Source organism: Kribbella sp. NPDC051587, assembly GCF_044453945.1.
Taxonomy (GTDB): domain Bacteria; phylum Actinomycetota; class Actinomycetes; order Propionibacteriales; family Kribbellaceae; genus Kribbella.
Genome location: NZ_JBITDE010000007.1, coordinates 69,214 through 81,408 on the forward strand (window position 1 = coordinate 69,214; position 12,195 = coordinate 81,408).

Consider the following 12,195-nt stretch of genomic DNA (forward strand, 5'->3'; position numbering starts at 1 on the left):
AGTTACCCCGGGCTCGCTGCGTGCCGCCTGCCCGGCCGGCCGATGGTTGGGTCGGGTAGGGCGGCGTGGTCGAGCTTGCCGTTCGCGGTGACGGGGAAGGCGGACAGCGGGACGAAGTACTGCGGCACGGTGAGCGACGGGAGCAGGAGGCCTGCTTGGCGGCGGATCTCTGCTACCTGAGGGCGGTCGAAGTTCTCGGGGGAGTCGACCACGAGGTGGGCAACCAGGGCGGCCGAGCCGGCGACGGTTCTGAGGGAGACGACGGCGTCGGTGATGCCCTCGATCTGGCGTAGTGCGAATTCGATCTCGCCTGGTTCGATCCGGATTCCGCGGAGCTTGAGTTGGCGATCGGCCCGGCCCAGGAAGTGCAGCTCGCCCTGTGGTCCGAACCGGGCCAGATCGCCTGTCCGGTAGAGGCGTTGCCCGTCCACCGTGCTGAACGCCGTGGCGGTGAGTTCCGGTTCGCCGATGTACCCGCGGGCGAGGACGATTCCGCCCAGATGAAGTTCGCCCACGGCGCCGAGCGGCGCGCGGCGTCCCGAGCGGTCCAGGATCACGGTGACGGCGTTGTCGATCGGTGTGCCGATTGGTACGGCCGGGCTGGGCTCGGGCGTTCGGCAGTGCCACCAGGTCACGTCGACTGCGGCCTCGGTCGGGCCGTAGAGGTTGTAGACCGGTGTCTCGAGAACGTCGTGAACGGCCGCCACCTGGTGGGCCCACAACGCCTCGCCGCTGCAGATGATCCGGCGCAGGCTGCGACAGTTCCGGAAGTCCGGCTCGGCGGTGAACAGGGCGAGCATCGACGGTACGAAGTGGATGGTCGTGACCGCGTGCCGAATCACGAGCACGGCGAGATGCTCGGGGTCGACATGTGCACCAGGCTCGGCCATGACCAGGCGAGCGCCGTACAGGAGGGGCCAGAACAGCTCCCAGACGGAGACGTCGAACCCGTACGGCGTCTTCTGCAGGACGACGTCGTCTTCGGTCAGCTCGAACTGACGTTGCATCCAAGCGAGCCGGTTCGCGATCGCCCGGTGCGGAACCAGCACGCCCTTGGGTCGCCCGGTCGATCCGGACGTGTAGATCACGTACGCCGGTCCGCCGTCGGCCTCCACCGGCCGACTCTGCCCACTGGGCGCCGTACGGGGTCCATCACCGCCTGCCAGATCGAGCACGGTCACACCGGGGATGCTCAGCGAGTCGTAGCCGCTGAGTACGAACCGGCATCCGGCCTGACCCGCCATGAACTCCAAGCGCTGGGCCGGCTCCGGTTCTAACGGCAGGTAGGCCGCGTCGGCGAACAAGATGCCCAGCAGGGCGGGTAACAAGGCCAGTCCGCGTTCGGCACACACGCCGACGACCTCGCCGGCCACGACACCGCGCGCCCGCAATCGGTCGGCCACACCGACGGCCTGCTCCAAGAGTTCGGCGTACGTCGTGACCTGCTCGCCGAACTGGACCGCCACCCGATCAGGCGTGAGAGCAGCCTGTACGGCGAAACGTTCGTGGATCCGCCACTCCGGGACCTCACCGGGTTGATCGGCGTACTGCTGGATCCTGGCGGCCTCGGCGGTTCCGATGACGGCGATCGCCGCGCACTCCAACTCGCCGGCGCTCACGCACTCGGCCGCGACGACGAACCGCTCGGCCAGGAACTGCTCGCCGGCCGGCACCGCGAGGGCGAAGTCGCCGTCGTTGCTGCGCCACCTGACCACGGTTTCCCCGGAGCGGATCTCGAGGAACTCGTGCTCTCCGGGCGGCAGCTCGCAGCTCTTCACCAGCCCGGGAAAACTCCGTTCCACTACGTCGTCGAGGTCGAAGCGCTCAGAAGCGCCGTCGACGGTCTCGACGTCGAGCACGAGATCGGCACAGCCTCGCGAATGGCACAGCACGACAGCCGTCAGAGCCAGCGCGACCGCCTGCCATGTGGTGTCCGGGCCGAGCCTTCGCCGGACAGCAGCCAGGTCCATCGGTAGCCACATCATGCGGTCCTCGAGGCGGTTGCGACGAGTTCACTCGCCCTCGAGACGATCTCGCCGTACCGCGGTGCTTGCAGCACATCGAGCACCGAGAGCTCGATGCCGAGTTCACGCCGGAGTCTGGCCACCAACCTGACCGCCAGCAAGGAGTCTCCGCCATCGTCGAAGAAGTTGCGGTCGACAACGGGCGGCTTCCCGCCGAGGAGTCCTTGCCACGCCTGGGAGACCGCCGTACCGACGGCCGCTTCGGGATCCGCGGGGACCTCCTGGACCGTCGGCATCACGATGTCCGCCGAGGGCTGGGACACGGGGTCGATCCAGAACCGCTCCGGGTCGAAGGCATAGGTCGGGACCTCGGACGAGCGTCCGGCGGGAGGATCAGGCCAGCGAATCGGGAATCCCGCGCTCCAGGCCGCACCGAAGGCCGTCCGCAGGACTCCGGCGCTGTCGGCATCCGATCCGCGAGCGGGTGTGGTCGGCCATCCGGGTGGCAGACCGCCTTGCTGTGCGGCCAAAGAGGTGAGGACATGACCCGGCCCGACTTCGAGGAGCAGGTCGCACCTGGCCGCCGCGACCGCATCCAGGCCGGACGCGAAGCGCACCTGTCCACGAAGGTGATCCACCCAGTAGCCGGCGTCGACGATCGTCCCGACCGGGAGGATCTCGCCGGTGACGTTGGAGACCACCGGGATTCTGCTCGGCCGGTAGGCGATCTTCGAGGCTGCCGCGGCGAACTCGGTCAGGATCGCGTCCATCAGGCGGGAGTGGAAGGCGCGATCGCCGGGTAACCGGTGGCAGCGATGACCGGCCGCGGTCAGCCGGGCTTCCGCCGCCGCGATCGCGGCGACCGGACCGGCGATCGTGATCGACTGCTTGGTGTTCACGGCGGCGATGTCGATCGTGCTCACGTCGGCGATCGCCCGGAGCTCGTCCGGTGTCGCCCGCACGCTGGTCATCGCCCCGGCGGGGGTCGACTGCATCAGTCGGCCGCGCAGGGTGACCAGGGTCAGTGCGTCCTTGATCGTCAGGGCTCCGGCGGCGACGTGGGCGGCGTACTCCCCGACGCTGTGGCCCAGCAGGAGTTTGGGCTCGATTCCCCGGTCCCGGAGCAGGTCTGTGAGGGACAGCTCCACGGCCAGCAGCGCAGGCTGGGTCAGCCAGGTCGAGTCGAGTTGGCCGTTGACCGGGTGCTCCGGATCGCAGAGCACCTCGGCCAGGTCGAACCCGAGCTCGGCCCGCAAGTACATTGCGCAGCGGTCGAGCGTCGTACGGAAGACCGGCTGTGTCGCGGCAAGGTGCGCGGCCATGCCGGGGAACTGACTGCCTTGGCCGGAGAACAGGAAGGCCGCTGCTGGCCGGCGGCGAGCCCGGCCCGCAGGCAAAGAAGTGACGGTACGACGCTCGTCGACCAACAGCACCTGGCGGAAGGGGTGCGTCATCCGCCCCTCCACCAGCGTGGTCGCGACCGTGGCCGGCGAGATCTCGGGGCGGTCGGTGAGGAAGGTCTCCATCCGGTCCCGGAGCAACCGCAGCGAGGTCTCGCTCGCGGCAGAGATCGGCAGCGCCGCCGCGCCTCGGCCAGGGATGGCAGGCTGGCCGTCCGGCGCCTGCCGGACGATCACGTGGGCGTTGGTACCGCCCATGCCGAACGAGCTGGCCCCGGCGACGCGCGGCCGTCCGGTCTCCGGCCAGGGCCGTGAACCGGTCACCACCTCGAAGGGGCCTGCGGCCAGCGGCAGCTCGGGATTCGGGGTCTCGCAGCCCAGGCTGGCCGGCAACACACCGTTGCTGACGGCAAGGATCGCCTTGATCAGGCCGGCGATACCCGCGGCGGCGTCGAGGTGACCGATGCTCGGCTTCACCGATCCGAGGAAACAGGGCCGGTCCGGCGCACGCTGTCCCCGGAACGCCTCGGCCAGCGCCTCGACCTCAATTGCGTCGCCGAGTTGGGTGCCGGTGCCGTGGGTCTCGATGTAGTCGACCATGGACGGGTCGATGCCCGCGGACAGTTGCGCGGCGCGCAGTACGTCGGTCTGTCCCTCGACGCTCGGCGCCGTGTAGCCGACCTTGCGGTTGCCGTCGTTGTTGATCGCCGAACCGGCCAGCACCGCGTGGATCGGATCGCCGTCGGCCAGGGCCCGGTCGAGTTTCTTGAGGACGACGAATCCGCAGCCCTCGCCCGCGATGGTGCCCTGGGCCCGGACGTCGAACGCCCGGCAGACGCCGTCCGGCGACGTGATGCCCTCCGGGTCGTACAGGTAGCCGACGCGTTGCGGGACCCGGATACTCACGCCGCCGGCCAGTGCCACGTCGCAATCGCCTGCCAGGATGCTCGTCCGGGCCAGATGGACGGCGACCAGCGACGACGAGCACGCGGTCTGGGTGGTGACGGCCGGGCCACGCAGACCGAGGCGGTAGGCGATCCGGGTCGCCAGGTGGTCCTTCTCGTTGGCGATCATCAGCGCGAGGTCGCCGACCGGACCGGTCAGATCGGGCCGGGCGAGGAGGGCGTTGAGCAGGTAGGTGTTCGGCGAGCAGCCGGCGAAGACGCCGATCCGGTCCGTGGTGTCCGGGCGGATCGTCGCGTGCTCCAAGGCGGTCCAGGCGCATTCCAGCGCGATCCGGTGCTGCGGGTCGGTCAGCTCGGCCTCCCGCCGGGAGAGCCGGAACAAGGTGGCGTCGAAGTTCTCGATGCCGTCGAGAACGCCGCGGACCGGCACGTAGGCCGGGTCGGCGAGGTCGGCCTCCGCGACCCCGGCAGCACGCAGTTGCGCAGCATCGAAGGTGCTCACCGTGCACTCACCGGCCGCCAGGTTCGCCCAGTATCCGGCCGGGTCGCCCGCACCGGGTGTACGGATCGTCAGGCCGACCACCGCGATGTCGCCTCTCATCGGTGATCAGCCTCCGTCGTGGTCAGGTGGGCGGCCAGCCCGCGCGGGGTCGGATGCCGGAACAGGGCGAGCGCCGAGATCGCCGTACCGGGGAGCCGGTGACGGAGCAGGTTCCGGACCTCGGTCAGCGCCAGTGAACTGCCGCCGACGTCGAAGAATCTGTCGTCAGCGTCGAAGTCGTCGTGACCGAGCACCTCGGCCCAGACCTCGAGTACGACGGCGGTCAGGTCCAGGTCGGGGCCCGCCGCGATCCGAGGTTCACCGGGCTGGAGGAGGGCAGCGACGTCGATCTTTCCGTTGCCTGTCAGGGGAAACTCGTCCAGCAGCAGCCACCGTGCCGGTACGGCGTACGTCGGCAGCTTCGCCCGTGCGGCGACGGCCAGCTCTTCGGCCAGGTCCGGCCGCTGGTCGGCGAGGACGGCGGCGACCAGCCGAGGACCGGACGTGAGAGTCTCCTCCACCACGATCACGATGTCGCGGACCTCGGGATGTTCGCGCAGTACTGCCTCGATACCGGTCGGCTCGATCCGGTGCCCCGTGAGCTTGAGCTGCCGATCACGGCGGCCGGCGAACGCGAGCTCACCCGCACCGGTCCAGAAGGCGAGGTCGCCGGAGTGGTACCGCGTGACACCGGAATCGTCGGTGCTGAAGGCCGTCCCGCCGTCGAGATAGCCACGAGCGACCCCAAGGCCAGCACAGACGATCTCGCCGAGGCCGCCGGGAGGAACCTGCCGGCCTCGGCTGTCCAGCAACACCACGGAGGTCCCGGCGATCGGCCGGCCGATCGGAATCGGTCCCGGCCGCAGCGCGGAGTCGATCACCTTCACGGTGCTGAAGACCGTGTTCTCCGTCGGTCCGTAGCCGTTCACCAGGCGCAGCTCCGGGCACGCGGTCAGTACCTGACGGACCTGGTGCTCCGGTACGACGTCGCCGCCGGTGAGGAGGACCTTCAACATCGCGAAGGCCGCCGGACGATGATCGGCCACCAGCCGGAACAGGCCTGCGGTCAGCCAGGCGTGCGTGACAGCCCGCTGCGAGAGAAAATCCGCCAGCGCACCGGGATGTGGTGACGTACCAGGGAATACCTCCAGCGCGGCTCCGTGGCCGAGCGCGCTGAAGATCTCCAGAGTCGAGGCATCGAAGGCAAGCGGGGCCAGCCGGAGCAGCCGATCGCCGCGGCCGAGCCGGAGGTAGTCGCCACCGACGATGAGCCGGACGATGGCACGCTCGGGGATCGGAGTGCATTTCGGTGTGCCGGTCGAGCCCGAGGTGAAGGCCAGACAGCTGACCCGTTCCAGGTCTCTGGCCAGCTCCGGCAAGGTGACCGGGCCGCTGTCCCGCCGTACGGCGTCGACGACCGGGAGGCCGGGAGCGACCGAGGCCGGCAACTCGCCGATCACAGCGGCCGGCCGCGCGGTCTCGACGATCTGCAGCAACCGTTGCGCCGGGTCGTCGCTGCTCACACCGACATAGCAGGCGCCGAGTCTGAGGACTCCCAGGATGGCAACGATCTCTTGCACACCCCGAGGCACTGCGATCAGTACGGCGGAACCCTCGCGCACTCCCGCGGTGTACAACCGGCGCGCGCAGTCCTCCGCCTCGGCGTAGAGCTCGGCGAAGGTCAGCTCCACATCCGCCGTCCGGACCGCACTGTCCTTCGGTTGTCCGGCCGCTGTCCTGGCCAGCAGTTCCCAAAGGCCTGGCAACTGCTCGGAGTCCAGCTCCGGACCTTGTTGCCAGTCGGTCAGCAAAGCCTGCTGCCGTTCGCTCATGCCCCGTACGTCGAGAATGTCGGACTCGGGATCGCGGGTCAGCTCGGTCAACGTTCCGACAAATCCCTCAGCCAGCGCGGCCGCTTCCTGCGCCGTCATGCTGCCCACGCTGTATTCGAGGGCCAGCCGGCCGGTCTCGTCCCAGCGCTGGACGAAGAGGGTGGCGTCGAAGGCCGTTCCCCGGCAGTGCCCCTCGTGCAGTTGCCAGCTCGTCGGTCCGCTCTCAAGGCGCTCCGGCACGAATTGCTCGTGGGACGCGAAGGTGACCTGCACCAAGGGCGCGCTGTGCAGGTCGCGGCCGGCCCCAGCGGCAGTGACGAGTTCGTCGAAGGGGACGTCGGCGTAGGTCAGGGCTTCGTTGATCGCCGCCGCGACAGCGCGGATGGTCGAGCGGACCGAACCTGCGGACACGACACAATGCACCGGCACGATCCGGGTGCAGAGGCCGACCACGGACGCGACCGATGGCGTCGCCCGCCAGGCGACCGGCAGCCCGACCAGCAGTTCGTCCAGATCGCACCGACGCGCCACCGACAGTGCCCAACAGGTCATCAGTACGGCGGTGTGGGTGACCCCGGCATCCTTGGCCAGTTGGTCACACGCGGCGCGGACGGCGGCCGGTACCTCGAAGACCAGGCGTTCGGACTCAGGGGTGAAGAGGTCCGCCCGAGGTTGCTCGGTCGGTAGCCGAACCGAGTCGGAACACAGCGCGAGCTGCGCCGACCGCTGCGCGGCCAGGCGAGCGACGCGTCCGTCGGCAGCGGCCAGGTCGGCCTGGGCAAGGATGGCTTCCGGCTGCGGTGCTGCGGGAAGGTCGGCGGCGTCGTACAACAGAGCCAGTTCGCGCCACAGGATGCCGATCGCCCAGCCATCGACCAGGGCGTGATGCACGATCAGCGACAACACCGAGCGCTCGTGCTCCGCCGTCGTGGTGAGCACGAAGCAGACCGGCGGAACCTGCGACCCAGCGTCGATGAGCCGCGTCCCACTGGCCGTCAGCGGGGCGTGAATCGCCCCGATGGTCGGTGCGCCAGGCCAGTACTGCTCGACGATGCGAGGCGCCGCAGCGGCCTGGACCTGACGGCACCGGCGACCGGCCTGGTCGACGACGAACACGGTCCGCAGCGACTCGTGCCGATCCACCAGTTGACCGATCGCGTCGCGCAGCCGCTCGCGGTCCAGCGGTCCGCTGATCTCGGCCGAGAAGAGCAGGTGGTACGCCGTACTGCCCTGCAGGTCTTCAGCCGCCAGCATGCTCGCTTGCCCTGGCAGCAACGGGCGGTACTGCGTCGGCTCGACGGCGATGACCGAGCTGAAGGTGCTCGGCACCGCCTTGTCCAGCACGTGTTTCAGCGGATCCTGGCCCAGCAACAGGGCCAGATCCACCGTCTCCCGCAAGACCGTGTCGCCGCGCGAGATCAGCTCGAGCGCGCCCAACGACGTACCGCCGAGCTCGACGAAGGTACGCTCGCCGGCCGCCGCCCGCAGGTCGTCGTACCCGATCGCGAGGACGGCGGCGGCCTGTTCGAGCCAGCCGGCGACCGAGGTCGTTTCATTGCTCAAAGCAACTTCTCCAGCTCCTCGAGGCCCGCCGGAAGACCGGGGCGCACCTTCATCGCGTACAGGTTCCCGCGGAACCACTCGAGCCGGCCGGCGAAGTACTCGCCCGGCGCGGAGGTGGGTTCGACGAACCCGTCGACAGCCAGCCGGGTCCAGCTCGCACGCAAGGCGGAGACGACTTCGGCGACGTCGGGCGCGCGTCCTCCGGTGGCCTGCACCTGCTCGACGACTGCCGTGGCCAGCACCAGCCCGATGCGTTGCTGCCAGGCCACGGCATCCGCGCCGAAGCGCCCCTCGTACTCGGAGCCGATCACGCTGTCCGGACGCCGACCGCCGAACGCCGCGTCGAAGTACGGCAGCACCCGGGCGACGTACACCCAGAAGCGCCCCGGATCCAGGGCGGGTCGGCCGGCGGTACGACGCCAGCCGATCTCCTGATCGATCAGCGCGAGGATCTCGCTCGGCGCGCGGTCGCGATCCAGGGACAGCGTGCCGCCTTGGAGCAGGACCGTCGAGCGCAGCAGCTTGACGCACAGGCTGCTGAGCTCGAGCTGGAACGAACGGTCGTGCGGGTCAGCCGCCCACCGCTCCGGGAGTTCCCGCCAGAGGTAGGCCTGCAAGGAGAACAGGAACACCTCGTAGGCGTCCCGCGCATCGAGCTCGAACGGCTCGTGGATCGGCAGGCTGTCCTGATTGAGCGAGACACCGAAAGGCTGCTTGAAGTCTGTCCCCAGCGAGGTCTTCAGCGCGCTGTACTCCGCCGTGGTGGCGAACATGATCGTCACCGTCGGCAGCACCGGCTTCGCCCGGGCGACGAAGTCGGCGTTCGTGAACGGGGCCAGGGGAGTGGGGAAGACCAGCAACAGGTCGATGTCGCTGTCCAGCTCGTAGGTCCCGTCCGGCAGCTCGACGAACGACGGTTCGCCCCGGGCCAGCGAGCCGCCGAGAATCAGGTTCGACTCGGCCGGTACGAGCTCGGCCAGCCCGAGCAGACGCTCGGCCAGGGCTACCGAGGCGGGCTGTACCGCCGCCGGGTAGCCCGCCTCACGGACCATGTAGGTGGCCAGTTCACTCGCCGTCAGCATCGCCGTCCTGCCCCCTGGTCGCCGTACAGACGACGTAGCCCTTCGGCTCGCGCCAAGGACCGTCGAGACCGCTGAACCGTTCCTTGACTGCGGCGGTCACGGCTGCCGAGACCTCCGGCCGCTCGGGGCTGTCGACGGCCACCCCGTAGAAGCCGAACAGGGAGTGCCCGAACCGGATCAGCGGATCGATCTCCGTGAACACCAGAGCGTTGTCGTGGCGGAACTCGGTGACCGAACCGAACACTGCCCGCACCATGTCCGGCAGGTTGCCCGAGTGCACCCTGGAGTTCGGCAGCACCGGCAGCTCGACGCCCGAGCTGACGGCGGCCGCCCGGACGATCTCGGAGATGTACGGCGTACTCGCGAGGTGGTTGACCGTCGCGACGAATCGGGCGCCCGGCTTCAGCACGCGCCTGGCCTGCGCGATCGCCAGCTCCGGATCGTCGACGTGGTAGAGCATGTGGCGGGCCGCCACCACGTCGAACGTCCGATCCTCGAACGGGAGCTCGGTCGCGCTGCCCAGGTGCGCCTCACCGCACGCCGCCCGGGCCGCCTCGACGGCCGCGGGCGAGGTGTCGACAGCCGTCAGCCGTCCGGTGTGGCCGCCGGCCCGGAGCCGGCCGAGGAACGAGCCGGTACCGCTGCCGACATCCAGCAGGTCGTCGTTTCCGGCGATCGCCGCCTCCCGGATGACGTCCGCCTCGACATCCTCGGAGCGCTCCGAGTAGTTCTGGTGGGCGTGCACCCGGACGCGGAGCGGATCGAGGTCGAGGTACTCCTCGTCGACTGACTTCATGCCTTCGCCGGCACGGACGGCAGACCCAGGCCGACCGCGACGTTCGCGGGCGTCTCCTCGTCCTTCTTGACGACGATGTGCGGGCAGTAGATCCCGCAGATGGTGCAGGGCTTGCCGTTCTTCAGCAGGTCGTTCTGCAGGAAGACCTGGCTGGACAGATCCGGGTAGAGGGACAGATCGGCCTGGTCGGCCCAGGCGTTGAGCCGGCGGGCCTTGCTGAGCTCGGTGTTGCGGCGGACCTCGGGTTCGAAGCCGCGGGCCAGGTCGAGGGCGGAGATCGCCACCCGGACGTTGCGGACCGCCTCGGCCGTCTCCGGCGCGGTCGGCATCGCGTAGTGCTCGTTCTGGGTGATCGACGCGAACATGTCGCCACCGTTGGCACCCGCGACCGCGACCCCGATCGTGTTCACGACGCTGTCGAGCGTGACCGCGGTGTCGACCACCATCGGGCCCGCCAGCCACAGCGGAGCGCCGCCCAGCGCCTCCTTGTACTTCGGGATCAGCTCGGTGATCTTGTCGAGCGGCATGTGGCCGCCGGACTCGCAGAGCACCTGGACGCCGCCTTCCATGATCCGCAAGCGCTGCTCGGCGAGGAGCTGGACCTCCATCCACTTCAGCTCGTCGCCGGCGTCGGCGGCACAGCCGGGCCGGAAGATGTCGCCGAGGTCGAGGACGACCTCCTGCCGGCGGCAGATCGCCACGATGTCGTCGAGCCACTCGATCAGCGGGTTCTCGCAGTTGTGGGTCTGCATGTAGCGCGAGACCAGGCCGCCGCCGCGGGAGGTGGTCGGCATGATCCGCTTGGACTTGTTCATCGCCTCGATCAGCTGCGGCGAGACACCCATGTGCACCAGGGTGAAGTCGACCCCCGAGCTCAGGCCGGCCTCGAAGCGCTCCAGGAACTCGGTGCGCGACATCAGCTTGCGGGGGTTGGTGAACAGGTCGTAGGTCAGGCAGGCGCCCAGCGGCACCCCGACCACGTCCTTCAGTTCGCTGCGCAGCGCGATGCCTTCGGGGTTCGTGGTCAGGTCCATCACGGCGTCCGGACGGGCCGCCAGGATGACGCTCATCGTGGAGACGATGGCTTCGCGGTCCTTGTCCCGCGGTCCCAGGCCGATCAGCGCGGTGATCTTGCGTCGGGTCCCCGCTCCGACCAGCAGCGGGCGGTAGCCCGCCTGCTGGCGGCTGGTCGCGCTGCGCAGGTAGACCAGCGTCCCGTCCGCGATCGCCTGGTCGGCGACGGCCGGATCGAGCAGTTCGTCAGCGCAGGTCGCGACGAAGTCCGCGTCACCTCTGAACGTCGGCATCATGAGAGTTCTCCTTGATTGGGGTGGACATATAGTTGGTCGTCCGGCCAGGCCTGCGACCGAAAGAGGACCGTGAACGAAGCGCCGCGCAGTACCGCCTCCGAGCGCCCGCTCGTTCTTGTCGTCGACTTCCTGCGGTTCGACTCCCGCCCGCCGCTCACGCGGTTGCTGGCCGGAGGGAACCGGTTCGAGCTGAACAGCGTGGATCCGGTGAGTGACCTGGCCGGCGGTCTGCCGGTGCACGACCTGCCGACGCTGGCAGCGCAGTACGTCGGTTCGCTGGCCGCGCGTCCGCAGGTCGTCGTGGGGTTCTGCAACGCCGTCACGCTGGCCGGCGAGATCGCACTCCAGTTGGGTGCCGAAGTTCCTTGTGTCGCGGTGAATCCGACCTGGACGACGGCGGACGTCGTACAGCAGGAGTTCGCGACCCTGCGAAAGGCGGCCGGGGGTTCGGGCAGTGCGGAGTCCGCGAAGGCGTTGCCTGACAGGCAGCGGATGGCCGAGCTGCTCACGGCAGACCTGATGGCCGGGCTGGCAGCGGCCGGTGCCGATCCCGAGGAGGCCGAGGAGACTGTCGCGCTGCTGTTGCCGCGCCAGCTTGCCTGGCTGGACTTCCTCCGGTGGTCGGCCGAGCACGAGCAGCGGACCGCGCAGGCGACAACCGTCGTGTCCGATGAGCCCGTGGACCGGCCGGCTTGGTGGCGAGGTCCGTGGGCGCCGATCGAGGCGCCGCCGATGCCCGCTGACGCGACCGGCTGCAGCGGTTTCGTCGAGCAGGTCGAGACCGCGATCGCGGCCTGCTGAG

Annotated in this window: 7 protein-coding genes; 1 reads left to right on the top strand and 6 read right to left on the bottom strand. The window is 69.5% G+C overall.

Translation table 11 applies throughout. The features are described from left to right. Window positions 1-2: 2 nt before the first annotated feature. The 6 genes from ACIA49_RS24560 to ACIA49_RS24585 are packed head-to-tail and all read right to left on the bottom strand — an operon-like array spanning window position 3 to window position 11,390. Complete coding sequence (locus tag ACIA49_RS24560; RefSeq protein ID WP_396379654.1) at window positions 3-1,982, bottom strand: amino acid adenylation domain-containing protein; 1,980 nt, start codon at window positions 1,980-1,982, stop codon at window positions 3-5. Then, entirely contained in the window at window positions 1,982-4,870 is a 2,889-nt protein-coding gene (locus tag ACIA49_RS24565) for a type I polyketide synthase (protein ID WP_396379655.1), read from the bottom strand. The genes ACIA49_RS24560 and ACIA49_RS24565 overlap by 1 nt, the downstream gene beginning before the upstream one ends. Continuing rightward, window positions 4,867-8,205, bottom strand: a complete 3,339-nt coding sequence (locus ACIA49_RS24570) for an AMP-binding protein (RefSeq protein ID WP_396379656.1) — start codon at window positions 8,203-8,205, stop codon at window positions 4,867-4,869. The genes ACIA49_RS24565 and ACIA49_RS24570 overlap by 4 nt, the downstream gene beginning before the upstream one ends. Beyond that, a complete protein-coding gene (locus ACIA49_RS24575; RefSeq protein WP_396379657.1) occupies window positions 8,202-9,287 on the bottom strand; it encodes a hypothetical protein in 1,086 nt (361 codons plus the stop codon). Before ACIA49_RS24575 ends, ACIA49_RS24570 begins: the two co-directional genes overlap by 4 nt. Beyond that, window positions 9,271-10,083: a class I SAM-dependent methyltransferase gene (locus tag ACIA49_RS24580; protein WP_396379658.1), complete on the bottom strand. Its 813-nt coding sequence runs from the start codon at window positions 10,081-10,083 to the stop codon at window positions 9,271-9,273. The genes ACIA49_RS24575 and ACIA49_RS24580 overlap by 17 nt, the downstream gene beginning before the upstream one ends. Beyond that, window positions 10,080-11,390, bottom strand: coding sequence for a phosphomethylpyrimidine synthase ThiC (locus tag ACIA49_RS24585; RefSeq protein WP_396379659.1), 1,311 nt, complete (start codon window positions 11,388-11,390; stop codon window positions 10,080-10,082). Before ACIA49_RS24585 ends, ACIA49_RS24580 begins: the two co-directional genes overlap by 4 nt. Before the next feature lie 72 nt (window positions 11,391-11,462). On the opposite strand from ACIA49_RS24585, the gene ACIA49_RS24590 reads away from it, so the two are divergent. After that, window positions 11,463-12,194 carry a hypothetical protein gene (locus ACIA49_RS24590; RefSeq protein ID WP_396379660.1) on the top strand — a complete coding sequence of 244 codons (732 nt, stop codon included), beginning with the start codon at window positions 11,463-11,465 and terminating at the stop codon, window positions 12,192-12,194. Window position 12,195: the final 1 nt, after the last annotated feature.